General features: G+C 59.5%; 20 protein-coding genes. 12 read left to right on the top strand and 8 right to left on the bottom strand.

Translation table 11 applies throughout. The features are described 5' to 3' along the window. Positions 1 to 8 precede the first annotated feature (8 nt). From ASF84_RS00955 to ASF84_RS00940, 4 genes are all read right to left on the bottom strand, one after another. Positions 9 to 785, bottom strand: coding sequence for a hypothetical protein (locus ASF84_RS00955; protein WP_056834322.1), 777 nt, complete (start codon positions 783 to 785; stop codon positions 9 to 11). 111 nt (positions 786 to 896) lie between these two features. Then, a complete protein-coding gene (locus ASF84_RS00950; RefSeq protein WP_056834319.1) occupies positions 897 to 1769 on the bottom strand; it encodes a hypothetical protein in 873 nt (290 codons plus the stop codon). A gap of 69 nt (positions 1770 to 1838) precedes the next feature. Continuing rightward, positions 1839 to 2849 carry an NAD-dependent epimerase/dehydratase family protein gene (locus ASF84_RS00945; protein WP_056834317.1) on the bottom strand — a complete coding sequence of 337 codons (1011 nt, stop codon included), beginning with the start codon at positions 2847 to 2849 and terminating at the stop codon, positions 1839 to 1841. 26 nt (positions 2850 to 2875) lie between these two features. Next, a complete protein-coding gene (locus ASF84_RS00940) occupies positions 2876 to 3796 on the bottom strand; it encodes a LysR family transcriptional regulator ArgP (RefSeq protein ID WP_056834314.1) in 921 nt (306 codons plus the stop codon). A gap of 97 nt (positions 3797 to 3893) precedes the next feature. Between ASF84_RS00940 and ASF84_RS00935 the strand changes: the two genes are divergently transcribed. The 12 genes from ASF84_RS00935 to ASF84_RS00880 all read left to right on the top strand — a co-directional run bounded on the left by ASF84_RS00935 (position 3894) and on the right by ASF84_RS00880 (position 21550). Next, the gene (locus ASF84_RS00935; RefSeq protein WP_056834312.1) at positions 3894 to 4496 is read left to right on the top strand and encodes a LysE/ArgO family amino acid transporter; all 603 of its coding nucleotides are present in this window, start codon (positions 3894 to 3896) and stop codon (positions 4494 to 4496) included. A gap of 198 nt (positions 4497 to 4694) precedes the next feature. Further along, a complete protein-coding gene (locus ASF84_RS00930) occupies positions 4695 to 5276 on the top strand; it encodes a superoxide dismutase (protein WP_056834310.1) in 582 nt (193 codons plus the stop codon). A gap of 359 nt (positions 5277 to 5635) precedes the next feature. Beyond that, on the top strand, positions 5636 to 7687 hold the full coding sequence (locus ASF84_RS00925) for a putative bifunctional diguanylate cyclase/phosphodiesterase (protein ID WP_056834308.1): 2052 nt from the start codon (positions 5636 to 5638) through the stop codon (positions 7685 to 7687). Between the two features lie 208 nt (positions 7688 to 7895). Next, positions 7896 to 9278, top strand: a complete 1383-nt coding sequence (locus ASF84_RS00920; RefSeq protein WP_056834306.1) for an imelysin family protein — start codon at positions 7896 to 7898, stop codon at positions 9276 to 9278. A gap of 200 nt (positions 9279 to 9478) precedes the next feature. After that, complete coding sequence (locus tag ASF84_RS00915) at positions 9479 to 10357, top strand: DUF4123 domain-containing protein (protein ID WP_056834303.1); 879 nt, start codon at positions 9479 to 9481, stop codon at positions 10355 to 10357. Then, positions 10354 to 13812: a toxin VasX gene (locus ASF84_RS00910; RefSeq protein WP_056834300.1), complete on the top strand. Its 3459-nt coding sequence runs from the start codon at positions 10354 to 10356 to the stop codon at positions 13810 to 13812. Before ASF84_RS00915 ends, ASF84_RS00910 begins: the two co-directional genes overlap by 4 nt. Beyond that, positions 13799 to 14920, top strand: coding sequence for a DUF6708 domain-containing protein (locus ASF84_RS29560; RefSeq protein ID WP_236709341.1), 1122 nt, complete (start codon positions 13799 to 13801; stop codon positions 14918 to 14920). The genes ASF84_RS00910 and ASF84_RS29560 overlap by 14 nt, the downstream gene beginning before the upstream one ends. Positions 14921 to 15603: 683 nt before the next feature. Beyond that, a complete protein-coding gene (locus ASF84_RS00900) occupies positions 15604 to 16347 on the top strand; it encodes a hypothetical protein (RefSeq protein WP_236709340.1) in 744 nt (247 codons plus the stop codon). Between the two features lie 373 nt (positions 16348 to 16720). Further along, the gene (locus tag ASF84_RS00895) at positions 16721 to 17806 is read left to right on the top strand and encodes a hypothetical protein (RefSeq protein WP_056834298.1); all 1086 of its coding nucleotides are present in this window, start codon (positions 16721 to 16723) and stop codon (positions 17804 to 17806) included. 102 nt (positions 17807 to 17908) lie between these two features. Continuing rightward, positions 17909 to 19336 (top strand): di-heme oxidoreductase family protein, encoded by a 1428-nt coding sequence (locus tag ASF84_RS00890; protein ID WP_056834296.1) that lies wholly within the window; start codon positions 17909 to 17911, stop codon positions 19334 to 19336. Positions 19337 to 19364: 28 nt separating this feature from the next. Beyond that, complete coding sequence (locus ASF84_RS00885) at positions 19365 to 20429, top strand: imelysin family protein (protein WP_056834294.1); 1065 nt, start codon at positions 19365 to 19367, stop codon at positions 20427 to 20429. 17 nt (positions 20430 to 20446) lie between these two features. After that, entirely contained in the window at positions 20447 to 21550 is a 1104-nt protein-coding gene (locus ASF84_RS00880) for a DUF1513 domain-containing protein (RefSeq protein WP_056835304.1), read from the top strand. A 7-nt stretch (positions 21551 to 21557) separates the two neighbouring features. Here ASF84_RS00880 and ASF84_RS00875 read toward each other — a convergent pair whose 3' ends face one another. From ASF84_RS00875 to ASF84_RS00860, 4 genes are all read right to left on the bottom strand, one after another. Beyond that, positions 21558 to 22268 (bottom strand): PspA/IM30 family protein, encoded by a 711-nt coding sequence (locus ASF84_RS00875; protein WP_056834292.1) that lies wholly within the window; start codon positions 22266 to 22268, stop codon positions 21558 to 21560. Positions 22269 to 22491: 223 nt separating this feature from the next. After that, positions 22492 to 22719, bottom strand: coding sequence for a hypothetical protein (locus tag ASF84_RS00870; RefSeq protein WP_056834290.1), 228 nt, complete (start codon positions 22717 to 22719; stop codon positions 22492 to 22494). Then, complete coding sequence (locus tag ASF84_RS00865; RefSeq protein ID WP_056834288.1) at positions 22719 to 23423, bottom strand: lipopolysaccharide kinase InaA family protein; 705 nt, start codon at positions 23421 to 23423, stop codon at positions 22719 to 22721. The genes ASF84_RS00870 and ASF84_RS00865 overlap by 1 nt, the downstream gene beginning before the upstream one ends. Before the next feature lie 15 nt (positions 23424 to 23438). Then, positions 23439 to 24131: a class I SAM-dependent methyltransferase gene (locus tag ASF84_RS00860; RefSeq protein ID WP_056834286.1), complete on the bottom strand. Its 693-nt coding sequence runs from the start codon at positions 24129 to 24131 to the stop codon at positions 23439 to 23441. Positions 24132 to 24314: the final 183 nt, after the last annotated feature.

Here is a 24314-nt window from a genome sequence, read left to right as displayed (position 1 = left end):
GGAATGACTTACGCAGCCCCGACTTTGCCGAGTTCGTTGCCTTCGGCATCGATCAATGTGCCATCGGCCAGCAGCCAGTTACCATTGGGGTAGTGCACCGCCCCATCGGCCATCTTCCAGGTGCCATCCTTGTATTCGAAACTGCCATCGGCATGCTCGATCGTGCCGTCGGTGTGCACGATCCGGCCATCGACATGCTGCACGGTGCCATCAGGGTAAGTCGCTGTCTCACCCTGCGCATCCACCACCGTGCCATTGGGCAGGACCGCTTCGCCGTTGGCGTTGAACACGCTGTGCAGTTGCGGGATCAGACTCAAGACGCCGACCACCGTATTAACCGTTGTGGTGACTCTTTCAAACGTCGATACCGGGGTCAGGACTTCAGGTGCGCTGTCGCGGCTCAGGGTCCTGACCGGTTGCCCGCTGGCCGAGCGCTTGACCGGCGGTCTCTTGGGCTGGTTGGCAGGCGACTTGCCTGACCCGACCTTGGTGACGGGTGGGTTCACGCCACCCTTGTCGACCGGCGGCTTTATCCCTCCCTTGTCGACGGGCGGTTTGATTGCGCCGCCTTTATTGACGGGCGGCTTTTTCGACCCGCCCTTGTCGACCGGAGGCTTGAAAGATCCCCCTTTGTTCACAGGCGGCTTGATGGCCGGCGCAGCGGGCGCCAGGCGCATATCCGCGCTTTTATCGTGCTCGACAGCCGTATCATCAATGTACTCGACGTCTTGCCAGGCTTCGGCCAGGGCACCGGGATTGCCCTGAAGTCCCTTGATTCCATTCATGGTAAAGCTCCATTGGGTTTGACAATGGGCTTACTGTATGACAACCCCGCCGTAACAATTCCCTACATATGTATTGCAGGGAATTTTATCCTGACCGGGCACCCGCTCTCGTTACGGCCGGGTATTGACGCGCTGCGAAAGGCTTTGCAGCTGGCTGCTCAAGGCGTTGATATTGCGCGTGACCTGAGCCCGAAAGGCATCGTACTCGGCATTACTCGGACCACCCGAAGCGGCTGGAGCAGCGGCGGCAACACGGCTGTCCTGCTCGCTCCTGATCACCAGCAGCTCCTGCTCCAGGCGCTCGATGGCGGCGGCCGGGTTGTCTTGTTTCTTGAGGCTGGCAACGTCGGCGCCCAGGCTCTTGATCTGTGCTTCGAGCTTGCCCTGATCGCCCTGTGCCCCTTTGATCTGCTCCGGCAGGGCCTCCTTGAGGGTGGTCAGTTCAGTGACCAGCCCCTTGAGTTGTTCCTGCACCTGCGCCAGTTCTTCCTGCTGGCGCGTGGCCTGCGTGCCGATCAGCTCCAGACGCTTGTCCAGGCTGCCTTGCTGCCCCTGGGCATTTTCACGTGCAGCGTTCTGCTCCTGCAATTGTGCATCAAGCTGGCCGAGGCGCTGCTTGAGGGCCTCACTGTCGCGGCTCAGGGTTTCGGGTGTGACCATCTTGCCGGAGAGATCCTGCAACCGGCCTGCCGCTTCCTCACTGATGCGCGCGAAGCTTTCCTGGGTCGCGACCAGTTGCTGTTCCATCAGCGAGATCTGCTGGAAACTCCACCAGCCCAATCCGCAGAAGGCGATAATCAACGCCCCGATCAGTGCCCACAGGGGGCCGGTGCTCGGGCCCTTGACCTTGACCACCGGTGTTGTGCGCGAATACACCGTGGTGCGCTCGCGTGCGCCACGGGTTTGCACGAAGTCGTCATCGTCGCCATCCCGGGCGCTGAGGCTGGGGATATCATCGATGTCGTCGTGGGGATCTTTACGCATAAGCAACCCTTTCAGGAACGGTTAGAAGCAGGCCGGGCAGTATAAACGCTCCAGCCTGGCGAACAGGGCTCATCGTGCAGCATGCCGATCAATGCCCGGCCCGGCTTGCCACCAGGCACAGAACTCGTCCAGCGCCGCCCACAGGCTGACCTGGGGTTCGTAGCCCAGATAATGCCGGGCACGGCTGATATCCAGGGTGAAATCCTTATGCATGATCCGGGTGTCCAGGCGCGACAGCGCAGGCTCCGGTCGCCCGGGCCAGAGCAGGCAGGCACCTTCGTTGAGCGCGGCCAGCATGCAGGTCGTGCCATAACCGCGGTAACGGGTGACCTGGGCCAGTTGCAGGCGACGCATGACGTAGTTGATGGCGTCCCACAAGGGTACCGGCTGGCCGTTACTGATGTTGTAGGCCTTGCCCAGGGCGGCCGACCCGGCCAGCAGACTGCTCAACAGCGCCTGATTGAGGTTGGCCATGCTGGTGAAATCCACCTTGTTGAGCCCGTTGCCTACAATCGCCAGGCGCTTGCTGCGTTGCAGGCGCAACAGCCGCGGGAAGAAGCGATGATCGCCGGCGCCCGTCACCAGCCGCGGCCGCAAGGCGATGACCTGCAGGCCGAACTCCTGTGCCCCGAAGACCTTTTGCTCAGCCAGCCGTTTGCTGGCGGCATAGGCATTGCCCGGGTGCTTGAGCACCTGGTCTTCCTTGAGCCCAAGGTGCGAGCGACCATCGAAATAGATCGACGGCGACGACAGATGCACCAGCCGCCGGACTTTCTGTTTCAGGCAGGCTTCGACCACGTTCTCGGTCAGTTGCACGTTGGCCTGGACCAGTTCCTGACGCCGCCCCCAGGTGCTGACTGAACCGGCGCAATGCACGACGGCATCGACCTCGCGACACATGACCCGCACCTGTTCGGCATCGCCCAGGTCGCCAGGCACGAACTCGGCGCCCTGTAATATCAGGTGTTGCAGAGCCTCTTCACGCCGGGCATTGATCCTGACGCTCAGGCCTTGCTCCAGAGCGTGCTGCGCAAAGCGCCCGCCGATGAAGCCGCTTGCACCTGTGACCAGAATCTTCATTCACCGCTCCCTAAGCGACACACACATTAATCCGTGGGCAATGACGCGCCATCAGGCTTGCACGGCACCAGCCATTGACCGGACTGCCGGGCCAGGTGCGCCGTCAGCAAGGTCAGGAGTTGCCCGCCATTGCGCCAATGATGCCAGTACAATGGCACTTCGATGCAACGCCCCGGAAACAGATCGCGCAACGTGCCGCTGCGCAACTGCTCGCGCACCTGCAGATCGGGCACCATGCCCCAACCCAGGCCGGCTTCGAGCATGCGCACGAAGCCTTCGGACGAGGGGCACAGATGATGCGCGAAACCGCCATGCAGGCCAAGCGCTGCCAGGTAACGATGCTGCAGCGTATCGTCCGGACCGAACACCAGTGCCGGCGCCTGGGCCAGCCCGGCGGGGTCCGGGCCGGCGGCAAAATGTCGCCCGATGAATGCAGGACTGGCCACGGCCAGATAGCGCATCGCCCCGATCGGCAGGCTGCGCGCACCGGCCACCGGGCGCTCGCTGGCGCACAGGCAGGCCGCCACCTCACCGGCACGCATGCGCTTGAGGCCGACGTCCTGGTCTTCGACCACCAGCTCCAGCAACAAGCGGTGGCGAATGCAGAAATCACCCACCGCTGTCGCCCACCAGGTCGCCAGGCTGTCGGCATTGAGGGCGATGCGCAGGCGCTCAGGCAGGCTTTCTTCGTCCAGGCTCGGCACCTGGCCTTGCAGGTCGCGCTCCAGCAAACGCACCTGCTGGACATGGTTGAGCAGCCGCCGACCGATCTCGGTCGGCCCCGGCGGTGTGGCGCGCACCAGCACCGGCTGACCCACTCGCGCCTCCAGCAACTTGATGCGCTGCGACACCGCCGATTGCGACAACCCCAGCACTTGAGCGGCACGCTCAAACCCGGCCTGCTCGACCACGGCCGCCAGGGCCGCCAAGAGCTTGTAATCGAACATCAGTTTTCCTAATGAGTGATGAACAGGATTGATTTTTCTTATACAGGCCTTCCACGCAGAATCGCCAGCCTGACTTCTTGCACCTGGATGACTTCTCATGTGGCAAAGCTATCTCAACGGCCTGCTGGTCGCCCTCGGACTGATCATGGCCATCGGTGCGCAAAACGCCTTTGTCCTTGCCCAGGGGCTGCGCCGCGAACACCACATCCCGGTGGCGCTTTTATGCATTGTCTGCGACGCCCTGCTGGTGGCCGTCGGCGTATTCGGCCTGGCCAGCCTGCTGGTGCAGAACCCGACCCTGCTGGCGGTCGCCCGCTGGGGCGGTGTGGTGTTTCTGAGCTGGTACGGCCTGCAAGCCCTGCGCCGGGCCTGCGCCCGCCAGAGCCTGACCAATGACGCACAACAGGGCGTCAAATCGTTGCGCACCGTGTTGCTCAGTGCCCTGGCGGTCACCTTGCTCAACCCGCATGTGTACCTCGACACCGTCTTGCTGATCGGCTCGCTGGGGGCTCAGCAAAGTGTGCCGGGTGCTTATGTCGTGGGGGCCGCCAGCGGGTCGTTCCTGTGGTTCTCGGCCCTGGCGATCGGCGCGGCCTGGCTGGCGCCGTGGCTGGCACGCCCGGCGACCTGGCGGCTGCTGGACCTGATGGTGGCGGTGATGATGTTCAGCGTCGCGATCCAGTTGATCCGCAGCGCTTGAGTGCCGCTTATACCTTTATTGACGAAAATCCTTGAACCCCTATTCCACACAGTTGTTGCGTGGTTATGCTCAAGGGCCGGTGCTATGATCCGGGGTCTGCGTCGCAAAAGAGTAGAAACTCCCGGCGCATGTTGTTGCAGACGGCCGCACCGTGAGCGGCCCCGCGATATTCGCACTCGTCCTGAAAGGAGATAGACCATGGCTTTTGAATTGCCGCCACTGCCTTACGCAAAAGACGCGCTGTTGCCGCACATTTCCGCGGAAACACTGGAATATCACCACGACAAGCACCACAACACCTACGTCGTGAACCTGAACAACCTGGTGCCTGGCACCGAGTTCGAAGGCAAGACCCTGGAAGAGATCATCAAGTCCTCTTCGGGCGGCATCTTCAACAACGCCGCCCAGGTCTGGAACCACACGTTCTACTGGGAATGCCTGTCGCCAAACGGCGGCGGCGAGCCTACTGGTGCACTGGCTGACGCCATCACCGCTTCCTTTGGCTCCTTCGAGAAATTCAAGGAAGAGTTCAGCAAGGTCACCATCGGCACGTTCGGTTCCGGCTGGGGCTGGCTGGTCAAGAAGGCTGACGGCTCCCTGGCCCTGGCCAGCACCATCGGCGCCGGCAACCCGCTGACCAGCGGCGAAACCCCGCTGCTGACCTGCGATGTCTGGGAACACGCCTACTACATCGACTACCGCAACCTGCGTCCCAAGTACGTCGAGGCGTTCTGGAACCTGGTGAACTGGGACTTCGTGGCCAAGCAATACGCGGCCTGATTCCCTGTTGCATACAAAAAACCCGGCTTGTCCGGGTTTTTTGTTGCCTGCGCAACTGCGTTCCCGGTGCGCGAACCCACCAGAGCCGTCCCAGCCGCAAGGCACGCAAGCCTGGGTGCACGGTTCCCGATCAAAGTCGTTCGTGCAGCCAGAAAGCGATGGCGGAGCAATATCACTTTTTTGTATCTTTCTACTTTTCGCTCAAGTTCTTGGCCTATTCGTCCGACATTATGGACGCCCCTCCCTGCGCAAGGAGGCAATCGCAGCGTCATCCGGCCCCCTGCCCGCTTGCCGGTGTTGCGCATCGTTCACCCGTGGTTGATCAGCAGGCTCCCGGAACCGATTAAAGGAATGAGCATTTGAAGCTGGAATTCAAACACAGCCTGTCGGTGAAGCTACTGCGTGTCGTGCTGCTGGCAGCGCTGGTCGTCGGCGTCGTGCTCAGTTGCGCGCAAATCGTCTTCGATGCCTACAAGACCCGCCAGACCCTGGCGTATGACGCCGAACGCATCCTCGACATGTTCCGCGACCCTTCGACCCAGGCGGTGTACAGCCTGGATCGCGAAATGGGCATGCAGGTCATCGAGGGTCTGTTCCAGGACAGCTCGGTGCGCCAGGCGTCGATCGGCCATCCCAATGAAACCCTGCTGGCCGAAAAGGAACGCCCCCTCACCCAGTCCTCCAGCCGCTGGCTGACCGACCTCATCCTTGGCCAGGAGCGCAGCTTTACCACCCAATTGATGGGTCGCAGTCCCTACAGCGAGTACTACGGCGACCTGCGCATCACCCTCGACACCGCCAACTACGGCGAAAGCTTTCTGATCAGTGCGCTGATCATCTTCGTTTCCGGCACCTTGCGTGCGCTGGTCCTGGCGCTGGTGCTGTACCTGATTTATCACTGGATGCTCACCAAGCCCCTGTCGAAGATCATCGAGCACCTGACCGATATCAATCCTGACCGCCCCAGCGAACACCAACTGCCACTGCTCAGGGGTCACGAAAAGAACGAGCTGGGCCTGTGGATCAATACCGCCAACCAGTTGCTGGCCTCTATCGAACGCAATACCTACTTGCGCCACGAAGCCGAGAACAGCCTGCAACGCATGGCCCAGTACGACTTTCTCACCGGCCTGCCCAATCGCCTGCAACTGCAGCTGCAACTGGACCAGATCCTTGAGGCCGCCGGACGTCAACAACGCCGGGTGGCGGTGCTGTGCGTAGGGCTGGACGATTTCAAGGGCATCAACGAACAGTTCAGCTACCAGGCCGGCGACCAATTGCTGCTGGCCCTGGCCGACCGCCTGCGCACCCACAGCGGGCGGCTCGGGGCGCTGGCACGCCTGGGCGGCGACCAGTTTGCGCTGGTACAGGCCGACATCGAACAACCCTACGAAGCGGCGGAACTGGCCCAGAACATTCTCGACGGCCTGGAAGCACCCTTTGCCCTGGAGCAGCAGGAAATCCGCCTGCGCGCCACCATCGGCATCACCCTGTTTCCGGAGGATGGCGACAGCACCGAGAAGCTGCTGCAAAAGGCCGAGCAGACCATGACCCTGGCCAAGACCCGCTCACGCAATCGCTATCAGTTCTATATCGCCAGCGTCGACAGTGAAATACGTCGGCGCCGCGAACTGGAAAAAGACCTGCGCGAAGCCCTGCCCCGTAACCAGCTGTACCTGGTCTACCAGCCGCAGGTCAGTTACAAGGACCACAGCATCATGGGTGTCGAGGCCCTGATCCGTTGGCAACATCCCGAGCATGGCCTGGTGCCGCCGGATGTATTCATTCCGCTGGCCGAACAGAACGGCACGATCATCGCCATCGGCGAGTGGGTACTCGACCAGGCCTGTCGCCAGTTGCGCGAATGGCATGACCAGGGCTTCGTCGAGCTGCGCATGGCAGTGAACCTGTCGACCGTGCAACTGCACCACAGCGAGCTGCCGCGGGTGGTCAACAACCTCTTGCAGATCTATCGCCTGCCGCCGCGCAGCCTGGAGCTGGAAGTGACCGAAACCGGCCTGATGGAAGACATCAGCACCGCCGCCCAGCACCTGCTCAGTCTGCGCCGCTCCGGCGCGCTGATTGCCATCGACGACTTCGGCACCGGCTATTCGTCCTTGAGTTACCTCAAGAGCCTGCCGCTGGACAAGATCAAGATCGACAAAAGCTTCGTTCAGGACCTGATCGACGACGATGACGACGCCACCATCGTGCGCGCCATCATCCAGCTGGGCAAAAGCCTGGGCATGCAGGTCATCGCCGAAGGCGTGGAAACGGTCGAACAGGAGGCCTACATCATTTCCGAAGGCTGTCACGAGGGCCAGGGCTATCTGTACAGCAAACCCTTGGCGGCACGCGAGTTGCTGACCTACCTCAAACAGGCCCGGCGCAGCAGCACAGCCACGTTGTAGAGCCGCTGCCGAACGGCCCACAGCATCGGGCTGGCTGGATTCGTGCCCCCTTGACCGCGTTCCTGAAATCATTGGTTACATCCGCACTGAAACTGTCTGCGGCTTTACCGGCGTTATGCCTTTACACCGAATGTGAATCTTTCGCATTATGTCGCAGCTTTTTCGGGCGTCCGCGCCACCTCTTCTTCCTAGAACGCAGGATTTCGTCATGATTCGTATGCCTCTGGCCAGTGCCAGTCTGCTGGCCATCGCTATCTCTCTCGCCGGTTGCGGCGAAGGCAAGGACAACAAGGCAGCCGCCCCTGCACCTGCCGCTGCACCGGCCCCCGCAGCAGCGCCTGCACCGGCTCCGGCGCCAGCCACAGCACCAGCTGCAGCAGCGCCAGCGGCCGCCGCACAGACCAACGATGCAGCCGCCAAGGCCGTGGTCGCCAACTACGCCAACATCGTGCATGCCGTCTTCAGTGACGCCGAGGCCAGCGCGAAGAAACTGCAGGTCGCCATCGACGAATTCCTCGCCGCCCCGAACGACACCACCCTCAAGGCCGCTCGCGACGCCTGGGTCGCCGCCCGCGTGCCTTACATGCAGACCGAAGTCTTTCGCTTCGGCAACACCATCATCGACGACTGGGAAGGTCAGGTTAACGCCTGGCCGCTGGATGAAGGCCTGATCGACTACGTCGCCAAGGACTATCAACACGCGCTGGGCAACCCCGGCGCCAGCGCCAACATCATCGCCAACACCGAGATCCAGGTGGGCGAAGACAAGGTCGACGTCAAGGACATCACCGCCGAGAAACTTGCCAGCCTCAACGAGCTGGGCGGTTCGGAAGCCAACGTCGCCACCGGCTATCATGCCGTTGAATTCCTGCTCTGGGGCCAGGACCTGCACGGCAATGGTCCAGGTGCCGGCGAGCGCCCTGCCACTGACTACCTCCAAGGCGAAGGCGCCACCGGTGGCCACAACGAACGCCGCCGTGCGTACCTGAAGGCCGTCACCGAACTGCTGGTAAACGACCTGCAGGAAATGGTCAACAACTGGAAGCCGGGCGTGGCTGACAACTACCGTGCCACCCTGGAAGCCGAGTCCGGCGAGAACGGCCTGCGCAAGATGCTGTTCGGCATGGGCAGCCTGTCGCTGGGCGAACTGGCCGGCGAGCGCATGAAAGTGGCCCTGGAAGCCAACTCCAGCGAAGACGAGCACGACTGCTTCAGCGACAACACGCACAACTCGCACTTCTACAACGGCCTGGGCATCCGCAACGTCTACCTGGGCGAGTACACCCGCACCGACGGCAGCAAAGTCAGCGGCCCAAGCCTGTCGTCGCTGGTGGCCAAGGCTGACGCCGCCACCGACGCCACCCTGCGCAGCGACCTGGACAACACCCAGGCCAAACTCCAGGTGCTGGTTGACCGCGCCGGCAAGGGCGAGCACTTCGACCAACTGATCGCCGCCGGCAACACCGAAGGCAACCAGGTGGTCCGGGACGCCATCGCAGCCCTGGTCAAGCAGACCGGCGCCATCGAACAGGCTGCCGGCAAACTGGGCATCACCGACCTGAACCCGGACACTGCCGATCACGAGTTCTGATCCGTCCGGTAACGCGCAACACACACATGCCGGTCAGTTCGCTGACCGGCATTTTTTATGGTTTTGCGGATGAGCAGCCGCGCCCCGCCCTGACTTTTCTGCAATGGCTGTAGGGCTATTCCGAAACGCAGGTTGGCGTATTGTTTGTCCTGGCGGCTGTGCCGACTATCGCGTCTTGATCCTGCTCAAGGCGTACCTGCATGCCCGACTTCGAATCCGGTCCCGTCGACCTGCCCTGGTCCACACCCGCCTGGCTGCTGTTCAACGGCGTCAATGTCGAGCACCTGGCTCGCACCCTGTACAGCTGCAAATCCGGTATCGACCCGCAGCCGGTATTCCTGCTGACACGCTTCAAGGAGCTGCTGGACAAGTCGCCCATGCTGGTCGCGATCGAGGGACGCTTCGATCCACTCTACGAGCTGTTCCTCAAGCACATCTGGCACGACTGGGGCCTGCTGCTGTTCAGCGAAAGCCCCATGCAGGACATCCTCGCTCACCTGCGCTGGCTGCTGTTCGTCGACGAACCGGGCCGCAAGCCGACCTACCTGAACCTCTCCGACCCGATCGTGGCCAACGCCCTGTACGGCCTGCACCCACAGCACACCGATGATCGCCTGTTCGGCCCCATCGAACAGGTGCATGCCGCCGATGTCATCCACGCCTGCTGGCGGCGTCATGTGCGTCAGGGTCCGCCCCCGCTGGCGCAGAAACAACCGCTGTACGGCCTGAACACGATGCAGCTGCAAGCCCTGGGCGAGAGCAACCTGAACATCATGGTGATCGAACTGGAAAAGCACATGCGCCAGTTCTTCACCGACTACCTGCCGTATGCCAGCCTGCCGGAGCGCTATCAGCATCTGCATGGCCTGGCGAGCCAGGCCTATGCGCAGGGTTTCACCACCGAGATGGACATCTTCCACTACGCCAACGTCAGCCACTTTCTCTCGACCCAGCCCACTGATGCGCATGCCGACATTCGCCAACTGTTGACCACGACGTCCCCCTTGACCCACTCGCAGCGTGTCCAGCAGGCCAACTGGCTGGCCGTGGAACGAAGCCATGCAGGAGCCTCGTCATGAGCCGCAAGACGCTGTCCCCCATCGAAAAAGCCCACTGGGAATCGCGCGCCAGAAGCCATGTGGATGTGAAGGACAGCATCAGCGCCTGCCCGCTGATGGGTAAAAACGTGCAGTTGATCCCCGTGCGCTATGGCCGGGTGGAACGCCTGCGCAGCCAACCTGACGGGGATCGCTACAAGGGCCTCCAGCGCCCATTGGGCCTGCGCCTGGTGCGTGACGGTTTTCTGTACGTGATCGACGAAAACGATGTCGAGCTGCGTGAATACTGCCTGGTCGATGGCCGGCCTGCCGGGTTGCTGTGGAAGGGCAGGCAAGTGACCCAGGATATCCGCCTGGAGCCGGGCGGCTCCCCGGATATGGTTTTCCCCCACGACAGCCTGCTGCATGTGGCCTGGTCCCCCATTCAATGGACCGCCGCCAAATGCATGCACGTGCTGGACAGCTCGCTGGACCGCTATTACTTCATGCAGCAGGTGCACCTGGCCAAGGCCGACTGCCAGAAAGGTGGCCCGCACTTGCGTGTGGAAAGCCAGATCAGGCAGCAACTGGCTGAAATTGCCGAACAGCCGGCCGCGCACTGCTTCGCCCCGGGCATTCCCGAAAAGGAACAACAGGATTATCACTGGGAAGATCCGCCGTTGTTTCGCGAAGCGCATATCGGCCAATTGAAACAGGCGCTCAACCCTCTCTATGAAAACGACCACCTGTATCTGGTGCTTGAAGACAGCCTGGGCATTATCGAGGACCTGGCCGATGAGCAGGACCGGGTCGTCGACTGGATCAGCGACTGGCGCGAAGCACATGACAATGAACTGCGCTACGTCACGGCCAGCTACATCGATACCCTGATGACCGTGGGCGAGCATACGGCACGACAGAGCGCCGGCAGCGACTCGACGCTGTTCGAGAAAACCACCCCCGACCAGCGTGCGTCCATCTACGCCTGGGTCAATGCACGCAATCGGTGGCGCTGGGAAAAACGTACAAACTACCGCGACACGACCTACCGCTTCGATGAGATCCCCCAGGAGCCGATAGAAACCCGGATGGCCGAGCAGGACATGACCCTGCGCAAGCGTGAAATGATCGAAGCGCTTGGCGAGGTCCGCTACAACGAACTCAAGCGGGAGATCGAAGCCCTGGAGGACAGCAGCCAGGGCACCCTGAATGGCATAGGCCTGGGTGCACGCGGCATCCACGACCTGGTGCGCCACGAAGACATGCAAGCCTACCTGCACCGCGAGCGCGCCCACCTCAAGCGCTGGCAGCAACGCCTGGAAGCCATCACCGAGGACCGCACCCACCTGCTGAGCCGCAGCGAATACCACCGCAGCACCTGGTACTTCGACCCCGAGAACGCCGAACAACTGGAGCAGGCGCTGATCGTCGAACAGAACTGCATGCGCGACCTGTGCCGCACTGACGAAAGCCTGAGAAAGGTCGGTGAGTTCTTTCATGAAAACCCGCATTACATCCTGCCGGTTTTCCAGGGCCGGCTGGATTTTAACTTCCTCAAGAGCAAGGCCGGCGACCTGAACAAGTGGCTGGATGACATTCGCAACTTCGGGCAAGGGCTGGTCGATGCGAATGCACGGGTGCATGAAATTGATCAAATCATGAGTCATCACTGGTCGAGGAGTCTGGAGCTGCCGCCGCACTTGCAGGCCCGGCATCAGGCTGTACTGGCCAGCTATCTGCCTTCGGTTGCTCTGGATATGAATAACTGGCTGGCCCGAATGCATAGCGTTCTTGACGACCATCAATTACAGGGCCACCTCGACAAACTCAGCCGGGCCACCAACCGGGCTCACCGCCTGGGCTTGCTGGTTGCCTTGAAGACTGAAGGCATCATTCTGAAAGTAGCCGATCAACCGGACGTCGAGCAGTTCAGGGAACGACTGATTCGCTTTGGTCAATTGATCGACCGGGAAGACCAACTCAGAAAACAGGTCGAAAAACTGAAAAAGCAGCATCGTCGGCGTGGATTGTCGACGGATGAAAAACACCAGATCGCCTATACCAAACAGGCGGCCAGCCAGGATTTGCTGAATACGCGCCATGAACGTGCAGCCGTGCTACGGCTGATTGAAAGCAGCATAGAACCGACCACTGCATTGTCCGCCGGTTATATCCAGGTCCGTCTGGATATAACCGATGCCCAGCGCGCGGGACTGCAGGAGGAGACGCGACGCCTGCAAGCCGGCCTACGGGGTGGATATGCCACGCCCGGGGCTTACCAGGCGGCTTTCAAGAGCAGTTGGGCACCGCTGTTGTTGGGAACGTTACAGGCGATGAACCTTGGAGAGGCCTGGCGCATCTGGCGTAGAGAAAGAAATGAGGGAACAGGCTCTATCCGAAAAGACATACTTTTCGCCTCTGCACTTACTAGCGTTTTAGTAAGTAGTTTGACCGTTTATCAAGTCGCACACATCGCCATGCTGGACAACGTGATGCAGACCCTCTCCACTGGCGTACCAGTGCATTCTGGCAGCCTTACGGCTGTCAAGATCGGAAAGTTGGGACTCGGCTACGGTGCGACATTATCTTTCCTGGCTTTATTTATAAATTCAAGCACTGCGCTGAACAACTACTCAAAATGGCAAACTGCAATCACTCAAGGCACGCCGGGAGAGAAAATAGGTGCATTGATTGGTTTTTCTGGTGATCTAGGTGTTACAGGCACCTCCATGATTATCAGCGCGACTGCCGGCCATGAGCTTCTAGGGCTTTTAAATGAAGTTCGCAAAGTTCCACCTGAACAGAAAAAACTAATTGCCAATCAAGCATGGGCAACTCGCGGCACACGCTTCCTGCGATCCTCAGCACGTTTGAACATCTGGGGATTGGCCTTCATGGCACTGCAAATGGCTGGAGAAGCCATTTATAACTATTACCATCTCGATGATCTGCAGCGTTGGTTATCCGGTTGTTTATGGGGGCGTCAATCCAAAGGATGGAGCGAAACCGAATCAAAACAAAAACTGGCCGAATCGACGTTGCGACCCACCCTGGTCGATAAGGGCATAGTTACGGACACCATAACAAACGAACCCGTTCGCAGCCTTCATCTGATCTTACCTGGGCTGACAATCGACTCGCTAGAAACTGATGCGCTACGCTGGAAAGTCATGTGGCGCTGTCTGGATGAGAATTTGGACGTTAGCGATTTTTTCAGGCATACACTGAGTTCAGTTAGCGACTCCCCTGCAATACTGGAGCTGAAGCTTTCCTGCGACTACCTTGGGCATCAGGTTTTTCTCGATTTATGCTTGGCTGTCAAGCCATTGTTAGCAGATCAATTCCTGAAAGCTGACGCAGGCTATCTAAATTATCGTGTTCCATTAGGGCTCGATAATGTCAACCATATCATTACAGCTATGGCCCTTGCCCCCGACATTTCCGCTCCATTGCCGGCCATAAAAATAACCAAGAGCTTTATAAATGATCAGCAATAACCATGAAAAATTTCCGCAAGCAGGTGACATTGAAAATAAAAAAAATCAGCGCACTTTTTATTTGGCCCCCCTGCCACTTCCTACAGGAGCCAAGCCTTATACCTCACGGATCCCAACCCAAGCAACTGATCATACGTATATGGATATTATGTTACGAAGCGCCTCATTTGAGTTCGCCATCAGAATAGTGATAGCGCTTTTAATGAGCTTTACACTCTTCATATTTTTAATCGCACTTTTCCTCGGCACCTACTCCTACTTGAATTTTGGGCGCCCCATACTCGAAGACATCTATATCTTATTTCTCTCCCATTGGTTTATACCACTCTTTCTACTAGGTGCCTCAGTTCTTTATGGCGGCCCCATTGCTTGGGAAGCATTCCTCACAGCCCGCACCCCTCCCATCCGCTTCAATCGCCAACGTCGAGAAGTCGCCTATGTCGCCAGACGCGGCATGGCACCGCATATCGTTCCTTGGGAAAACCTTATCGCCTGTATCAGCAGCACAATAACCCTTACAAAATATGGCTATCAGCCTAGCGATACTCTGAGGATCGGTCTGCCCGCCTCTGGAAAAGACGAGGTGGTCTGGCTAGACATTGCCTGCTTCAACCTGGCCTGCGCCCTCAGTGAGTGGGAAACCATTCGTGTGTACATGGAAGAAGGTCCGGACACCCGTCCCAAATACTTTGACGTTAGTGATCTGGAAGCTGAAGAAGGCAGCCTTGAACACTTCCATCTCTGCCGCCGTGTTTACCGTGAAAAACAGGGTTACCTGATGTACCTGTTCGGCTTCGTATTTCTCCAGGCGTTGGGCGGCTGGACGTTGCCCTGCCATATTGCAGCCTGGATCCAGCGCCTACCCAAAACCGCGTTTCCCAAATCGATTCATGAATGGTCAAAACCACTGCCGCCGGATCAATGGCAGCAACCGAGCGCCGAATTGATCGAACAAAGCCAGGCAGTACAAAAGACACTGCGCAAGGGACTTACCTTGATCGATCATTTCACAGCACTGTCCCGCGCGCCGACCGCCCCTAAACCCGGCTCGCTTACGGAACGGCGTAAACGGCGCAGGGAGGCCAAGCTGCAGAACAACCCTCACTGAATAGCAGTCAATCACTATTTTCATTCAAAATCAAACAGACTTTTTCTTTGGAAATTCATATAACTCCACCCCCTCAAATCCGGACACCAAAAAGTTCTCATACGCAACTAAAAGGCTTGGATCCGTGCCTGACTGTCAAACCTGTAATGGCCAAAAATTTTCTGAAATCCGACAATGGCTATTTGAATTACCGCATTCCACTGGGAATGGACGTTGTTAACAAACCTATCACTGCCATGGGCCTGGCGCCCGACACCTCCGCCCCATTGCCGGCCATCCAGATCACAAAGAGCTTTATCGATGATAAGCAATAAACACAAACACGAACACCTTCCTCGAGCCGGCGACAGTGAGAACAAAGCACATCCGTACGCCTTCTACTTAGCCCCTCTGCCATTGCCTACCGGTATCCGGCCTCACTACTCACAAAACCTGCTGCTGAAACCTGACAATACATATGTAGACCTTATACCAGGCAACGGCCCCTCCGAGTTTTTCATCCGGGCAGCCATGGTCACGACCTTTGGAATCACGCTTGTTTTTTTCTGGTCGGACTTTTTCTTGGCGTTTATTCCTACCTGCATTTTGGAGCACCCATTTACGAACACCTTTATATTATATTTCTCTCTCACTGGATCGTACCGAGCCTATTGTCGGGCATCGCGCTAATTTATGCGCCCCCCATGATTGAGGACTTATTTGCCAAAGCCCGTATCTACCCCATGCGTTTCAACCATCAACGTAGAGAGGTCGCCTATATCGCTCATCATGGCCAGCCACCGCTCATCGTTCCATGGGAAAGTGTCATCGCTTGTATCAGTAGCGATACCGCAATCACCAAAAATGACGACCAGCAGGATGCCGACTTGATGATTGGCCTGCCTGCTCCTGACAAGAACGACGTGGTCTGGCTGACCCTCCCCTGTTACACCGTCGCCGGCGCCTTGAGTGAATGGGAAGCCATTCGTGTTTACATGGAAGAAGGACACATACCAGACCCCCTGTACTTTGGCCTGAGCCGCCTGGAGATCGAGGAAGGCACAGTGGAACACTTTCAGTTGTGCCGTCGAGTTTACCGCGAACATAACGGCTACCTGATGTATCTGTTCGGTTTCATAGGCCTCCAGGCGCTGGGCGGCTGGACATTGCCTTGCCATTTATCGACCTGGGTCAAGCACTTGCCCAGCACCCGTTTTCCCAAGTCGATCAAGGAATGGTCAAAACCACTGCCGCCTGATCAATGGCAGCAACCGAGCGCCGAGTTGATCGAACAAAGCCAGGCAGTACAGAAGACACTGCGCAAGGGGCTTACCTTGATCGATCATTTCACAGCCCTGTCCCGCGCGCCGACCGTCCCTAAACCCGGCTCGCTTACGGAGCGGCGTAAACGGCGCAGGGAAGCCAGGTTGCAGAGTGAGCAGCACTGACGCTTGCCAATGATCAGCTCACCGACCGGCATCCTCATGTGTTTTCGCCGTAAAAGCTGCGCTCAAACCTAAGGGCTGTTGCCGCTTCAGCACGAGCCGTGTTGAAACGGCAACAGACCCTAATGCCGACCCTTCGTAAAATTGTGCCGCCCTGTCAATTTTTGTGAGCGCTTTGCACTCAATCGCGAGCAAGCGCCCTCCCAGGTTGTGTTCCAGGCAGACATTGGTAGATACGTTTTAACTGATCGGCATTACGTCCTGACCTGACTTTTCTGCAATGGCTGTAGGGCTATTCCGAAACGCAGGTTGACGTCTTGTTTGTCCCGGCGGCTGTGCCGAGTATCGCGTCTTGCTCATTTTCAAGGCGCACCGCATGCCCAGTTTCGAACCCGATTCCATGCAAGACACGACTTCCCTGCAAGCAGAAGATGCTATATGCAAAGACAGCATCAGCGTGTCGCCCTTTCCACTGCCTACCGGTTTTCGTGCCTATCGATCACCGAAGCTCAGCCTGCCAGATAACAACGAGGTCTATCTTGATTTCACCCCAAAGGTGCGGCTTCCCGAGCGAGTGATTCGCCGTTATCTGGGCTTTGCGCTCGGCCTGATCGCGATTTATCTGGTTTACACCCTTGCGCTCGACATCATCAGCCTCACAGGGCAACGCCCGGCCTTTGAAAGGTTGCGCGGCTTGCTGGCGGACGATGGCTGGCTCATCAGCGTCGGGGCGTTCATCGCCTTCATATTGATCAGCTCGGTCCTGCGAGGCATCTGGGTATGGACGCGTCCCTATCCGATGCGCTTCAACCGCCAGCGTCGCGAGATGGCCTACATTGCCGATGCTGACCAACGGACGCGGTTCATTGCCTGGGAGAAGATCGGTGCGTTTGTCAGAGGAACGGACACTCATACCTCTTTGCTCGCGGAGCCTATCAGGATCTATACGCTCAACCTGGTGCTCTTTAGTGAAGACGATGCTGAAACGAACATATTTCTTTCATCACACTCAAGCCTGGAGAAGGCCATGGGCGAATGGGAAAGCATCCGGATTTTCATGGAGAGAGGCCGCAAATACTTGCCCGCCGATTCCGTGGCGCATGATGCAATGGGGGGCACGCTTGAGCATCTTCATATGCTCCGCGATCTATACAAGCAAGGCAGTTACCTGCGTTACCTGTTGGTTTTCATCCCGCTCAACCTGCTCGCGGGCGGGACGCTCCCCTTTCATATCGCCCGCTGGATCAAGAAACTGCACCGGGTCGAGCACTCGAAAGAGATGCGCGAATGGTCGCAAGCGATACCGTCCAGATCATGGAAACGCCCGGATGAGTTGTTCCGTGAGCTCACCCTGGAAAGACTTGAGTACCTCAATACTGGCAAGACGCTGATGGACTATCAACGCGAATGCCTGGAGTTTGTGCGTCTGGAGGACGACGCTTTCGAGGAGGCCAATTCGTAACAACAAATTGCATCACCCTCAGCAAACGATAATCCCTCTTATTCAAACCGGCCGGGGCTGTTAAGCTTGCCCGCCCTGAGGTTTGGCTGTTTGCAGAGTGCTATGACTGTGCCGTTGCGTTCATCCCTGGCGTTGCTGTTGGCCTTGGTCCTGACCGGGTGCGAGGACGCGCCGCGTTTCACCCAGGCCGAGCCGGGGGAGGCGTTGTCGGGGGGTGCCACGACCGTGCAGCGCAGCGACAAGCATGCCTTTTCCCTGCCATCGGCCAATCTTCCGCCGGTCAAGCGGGTGGACTTCAGCGTCGGCAACAGTTTTTTCCGCAACCCCTGGGTCATTGCCCCGTCGACCACCACGGCGCGCGACGGGCTGGGGCCGTTGTTCAATACCAATGGTTGCCAGAACTGCCATATTCGCGATGGCCGTGGTCACCCGCCAGAACCTGGCGACAGCAATGCGGTGTCAATGCTGGTCCGGCTGTCGATTCCCGACAGCGCCGGTACGGCCGAAGTGCTGCAGCGTGTCGGGGTGGTGCCGGAGCCGGTGTATGGCACGCAGCTACAGGACATGGCAGTGCCTGGTGTCGCGCCTGAAGGCAAGATACGGGTCGAGTACGACCCACTGACCGTGCGCTTTCGCGACGGCATGCAGGTCGAACTGCGCCAGCCCACACTGAGCATCACCCAGCTGGGTTATGGTCCGCTGCACCCTGACACCCACATTTCGGTGCGCATCGCCCCGCCGATGATCGGCCTGGGCCTGCTCGAAGCCATTCCCGAAGCGGCCATCCTGGCCAATGCCGACCCTGAGAATCAGGATGGCGATGCCATTTCCGGGCGACCTAACTGGGTCTGGGACGAAGCGCGCCAACAGGTGGCGCTGGGGCGTTTTGGCTGGAAGGCCGGGCAGCCCACGCTCAACCAGCAGAATGCCCATGCGTTTGCCGGCGACCTGGGCCTGACCACGCGCCTGCTGCCGTTCGATGACTGCACGCCGGCACAGACCGCCTGCCTTCAAGCACCCAACGGCAATGGCCCGCAGGGTGAACCTGAGGTCAGCGACAATATCCTGCGCCTGGTCGAGTTCTATACCCGTAACCTGGGTGTTCCGGCCCGTCGCCAGGTGGATGATCCTCAAGTGCTGGCCGGCAAGAACCTGTTTTTCAAGGCTGGCTGCCAGCAATGCCACACGCCGCAGTTCACCACCCGCGCCGATGCCGCAGAGCCTGAACTGGCCAACCAGATCATTCGGCCCTACACCGACCTGTTATTGCATGACATGGGCGAAGGTCTGGCCGACAATCGCAGCGAATTCCAGGCCACCGGCCGTGAATGGCGTACGCCACCGCTATGGGGCCTGGGCCTGACCCAGACCGTCAGCGGGCACACCCAGTTGCTGCACGATGGCCGGGCCCGCAATGTGCTCGAAGCGATTCTCTGGCACGGTGGCGAAGCCCAGGCTGCACAGCGGCAAGTGCTGGCTTTTGATGCACAACAAAGAGCAGCCTTGCTGGCTTTCCTCAATTCATTATGATTGCGTCCCTTTAACCAAGGAGCCAGAGATGTTCCGTCCCAAATTGCTGTTCACCGGCCTTGCGGCCCTGGCCCTGGGTGCCTGTACACCTGCCGACCCGCAGGCGGTCACTTCGGCGGCCATTGCCAAGCAAGTGATTCTGCCGACCTACAGCCGCTGGGTCGAAGCTGACCGTCAGCTGGCGACCAGCGCCCTGGCGTTCTGTCAGGGCAAGACCGACCTGCAAAGCGCGCGAGCCGACTTTCTCAAGGCGCAGAAAAGCTGGGCCGAGTTGCAGCCCTTGCTGATCGGCCCGCTGGCCGAGGGCAATCGCGCCTGGCAGGTGCAGTTCTGGCCCGACAAGAAAAACCTGGTCGGCCGTCAGGTCGAGCAACTGGTCACGGCCCAGCCGGCGATCAGCGTCGATGAGCTGACCAAGGCCAGCGTCGTGGTGCAAGGCCTGTCGGCCTACGAGTACATCCTGTTCGATGCCAATATCGACATGGCCAATGCCGAGCAGAAAGCCCGCTATTGCCCATTGCTGACCGCTATCGGTGCGCGCCAGAAAGCCTTGGCCGAAGAGATCCTCAACAGCTGGAACAGCACCGACGGCATGCTTGCGCAATTGAGCAAGTTCCCCAACCAGCGCTATGCCGACTCGCACGAGGCCATTGCCGAGCTGCTGCGTGTGCAGGTCACCGCGCTCGACACCCTGAAAAAGAAGCTGGGCACACCACTGGGTCGCCAGTCCAAGGGCGTACCGCAGCCTTTCCAGGCCGACGCCTGGCGCAGTCAGGCCTCGCTGAGCAGCCTGCAGGCCAGCCTGGTCAGCGCCGAGACCGTCTGGGCCGGTGTCGACAACAAGGGCTTGCGTGGCCTGCTGAGCCGCGAGCAGAAGCCATTGGCCGACAAGATCGATGCGGCGTATGCCGCCAGCCACACGCTGCTCTCGCAACTGACCCCGCCGCTGGCCGATCTGCTGGCCAGCGACACCGGGCGCCAGCAACTCAACGCCTTCTATGACAGCCTCAACGTGGTGCATCGCCTGCAGGAAGGCGAACTGGCCAAGGCGCTGGGCATTCAGTTGGGCTTCAACGCCAACGACGGCGACTGATCGGGAGAACACAGATGATGTTGCGACGTCAGGCCCTGGCCCTTGGCAGCCTGTTGCTCAGTGCCGTGACACTGGGCGGCTGGACACTGTTTCGGCAGAAGGAAAGTGGCCCGTTGCTGCTGTCGGCACGCGATGATGCCGACGGCAAGCACTATGCCGTGGGCTATCGGCTCGATGGCAAGGCCGTCTTTGCCACCGAAGTGCGCCTGCGTTGCCATGACATCATCAATCACCCCACGCTGCCACTGGCGGTGTTCATCGCCAGGCGCCCGGGCACGGAAAGCTACCTGATCGACCTGCGTGACGGCCGCTTGCTGCAGACCGTCGTGTCGCCGCCGGGCCGTCATTTCTATGGCCATGCCGTGATTCATCAGCAGGGTGAATGGCTGTACGCCACCGAAAACGATACCCGCGATCCCGGTCGCGGCGTGCTGGGCGCCTATCGCTTCGTCAACGAGCGGCTGGTGCGTGACGGTGAAGTCTCCACCCACGGCATCGGCCCGCATCAGGTCTCGTGGATGCCTGACGGTGAAACCCTGATCGTGGCCAATGGCGGTATCCGCACCGAAGCCGAGAGCCGGGTCGAGATGAACCTCGATGCCATGCAACCCAGCCTGGTCCTGATGAAGCGTGACGGTACGCTGCTGAGCAAGGAAACCCTGGCCCAGCCGATGAACAGCGTGCGTCATCTTGCTGTCGCCCGCGACGGCACCATTGTCGCCGGCCAGCAATTCATGGGCGATGCCCAGGAGACAGCCGAGCTGCTGGCGATCAAGCGGCCCGGCCAGCCGTTTCAAGCCTTCCCGGTGGCCGAGGCGCAACTGCGGGCCATGAACCATTACACAGCCAGCGTCGCCATCCACGACGACCTGCGCCTGGTGGCGCTCACGGCACCACGGGCCAACCGTCTGTTCATCTGGGACCTGGACAGTGGTGCCTTGCGGCTCGATGCCTCCATGCCCGACTGTGCGGGCGTGGGTGCAGTCAGTGAGGGTTTCGTGGTGACGTCCGGCCAGGGTCGCTGCCGTTTCTACGATTGTCGCCAGCCCGATTTGCAGGCCAGGCCGCTGGACCTGCCAAGTGCGTTCTGGGATAACCATCTGCACCTGCAGGTGGCCTGAGCCAGGACTACATGACCTTGCCGCCGGCAAGGCTGTTGCCCGGCGACGGCTGCGGTGCGGACTTGATCCTGGCCAGCACCGCATAGGCACTGGACTCGTCAGGAATGATCACGGGCTCGCAGAGCAGCTTTTCCAGACGCGGATCACGTGTGCAGAGATCATTCCGGGCCTCAAGCTGAGCAGCCACCTCTCTCTGATGCTGGCAGATGATATCGAGCGCATCGGCTGCCGCCTGGAGACGGGCGATGGTATCGCAAGCGGGTAAAGCCGCGTGTCTGGTCGTGTTGATGCGCAAGGTATCAATCTGCCGCTTCAGGGCACGCAGGGCATTTTCACCTTTTTCGAGTGCCAGGCGCAGCGTGTCGACATTCCTGCCGTATTGTTGCGCGACGCGCTTGTCTTCGACCTGCACTCGCTCAAGCCTGCCGATGTGGGCAGCCAGTTCCAGTGCAAGGTGATCATGTCCCAGCGCCAATGCCTTGCCGGCATTTCCGGCCAGTTCCGCCAGCCGCGCAGCGGTCTGTTCGGTTTCCCGGGAGGCCAGGATATGCTTGGTCATCAGGTTGGCAAGGCTCGAACGCCCAAGGCCGATCTCCTCTTCGGCTTCACCCACCGCCCGATCAAGCAGGCGTAACGCCTGGTCGGCCATGACGGTATCGGAGACATCATGGCCGCGCCCCCGCAAGGCGATCAATATTTTTGTCCAGATCAGGCCCATGGCAATTTCCTTCTGCGCAGCCGCGAAATGAATGAAAGCGAACGTTACAGCGAGCAAGGGAAAACGATGACACAAGCACAGGGGCGGATATGCCGGAAATATCCCATAGAGGAAGTAAGAAATTTCCACACGACTTGAGGCTTCAGAGGTGCCCCTTACTTATGCCGGACGTAAAAAAGCCCCGGGCGTCAAACGCTCGAGGCTTGTCGGGTGACGCATGGATTCAACCTCTCTGGCCGGTGCCCTGGGTCATGCTGTAGAGAAACAGCAGCAGATCGTGGTCAGGCCGCACCACCGGTTGCGACTTGGCGACACGTGGCAAGGGACAATGCCCCTCACCGTGTACGGTACTCAGAATCCGGGTAGCCGGCTGTTGCCAGGCCGCCATGGCGACCGTGGTCGTTGCCAGGGCTGCCACCAGGAATAAACCTCGAGCCATTTCTAGCTTCATCACTCCAACCCCTTGAGGGCGCTGCCAAACGCTGTCTGGTAAAAGTAGATGAACTTTTCCCAGTCGGGGGCGGTGAATGACGAATGGCGACGTAATTGTTTGATGTCATGCAGTGCTGCGCGCCGGGCGGTCAGTCGTTGCCGGCCTTTTTCCAGGTCCAGCAAGGCGACTTGTGCAACGGCCTGCTCGCCTTCACCCGTGACCCTGACGAACACATGCTTGATATACAGGCAACTGTGCTGCCAGCGTCCCCGGTGCATTCGCGCCAGGTTCTGCGCAAGGGTCTGCAGCAACTGGTCGTGCAGCGCTTCACCATGACGCTCACGGCCACCGGCAGCGTACCAGTCCTCGATCGGCTCATAGCCCACCAGTGCTTCGGTCACCAGCAGGGCACGCCATTGCAGCTTCTCGTCGCGCTCGGCCCCACAGAAAACGGTTTGCGGCGCGCCAACACCCAGACGGCGCAAACCTTCCAGCGCGTCTCGCTCACGCAGCACCGTAGGCCGCCCGAACGGGTGCAACACACTGCGGTAGATGTGGCCGGTCTGGCGCTTTACATACAGTAGACGACCGTCGTCAGCCTGCACACGCTGCACGCCACTCTCGCCGCCACGACGCACGTTGGGCGGCTCGACCCACTCACCGCGTGTTGCCCAGAAGTACTCGAACTCATTCTCTGACTCTGTCAGTACTGCCTGTCCCATGGTGCGTCATCCCGATTACTTCTTGCGCAACAAATAAACACGCCACATGGCATACAGTGGCAGGAAATCCATCCGCTGCTGGATCCGGAAGCCGGCCTGTTCAAACTCGGCTTCGACCGTAGCGGCTGGTAACACAAAACGATTCTGGTAACTGTCCTCCCCATCGACCTGCTCGCCGGAGTGCTTGCGAGTGCGCTCCAGACGCTTGCGTTTCCAGGCCTTGAAGTTGCCATCGACCCATAACGAAACGATGACACTGTCGCGGGTAACCCGCTGGAACTCCTGCAATAGAGCGATACGATGCTCGGCTTGACCAATATGGTGCATCAGGCGCATGCAAAAGATACTGTCTACTGCACTGTCGGGCAGATCAATGTCAAAGGCAGATGTCTGCAAGGGTTGTACCCGTTGTACGACTTCGGCAGGTTGTGCCCGGCAAGCGGTCCTGAGCATGTCGGCCGAATTGTCGGCCCCAATGATCAAGCGATTGGGCTTTTCCGCCAGCAATGGCCAGAAACGCCCTGCCCCGCAAGGTAAATCCAGCACCAGGCCAGGGTCGCCTGCCAGGCGCAAGGCCTTGCGGGCCAGTTGTTCATCACGCCGATGGGACAACTGACGCCATAGGCCGTTCTGGTGCTTGTGCAAATATTGCTGGGCGTGGTCATTGTCGTATTTGCTGGAAAATTCCAGTTCGATGCGATCACTCATGGCGGCGTCTCCGATTCAGATGCCGCTCACGATAAGGAGCCGGGCGTCTTGCTCAGGTCATGCCAATGTGAAAAAAATGTACGCAATGAAACGGGATGTTTCCATAAATTACAAGAAGTTACGGCTATTCGGGCCTGTTCGCGGAGGTGTACGGCACTTTATCGGCATCCACACCTTGCGGAT

The sequence above is a fragment of the Pseudomonas sp. Leaf127 genome (assembly GCF_001423155.1).
Taxonomy (GTDB): Bacteria; Pseudomonadota; Gammaproteobacteria; order Pseudomonadales; family Pseudomonadaceae; genus Aquipseudomonas; species Aquipseudomonas ovata.
The sequence above is the reverse complement of the archived record's forward strand: the minus strand, read 5'-3'. Positions and strand labels throughout refer to the sequence as shown.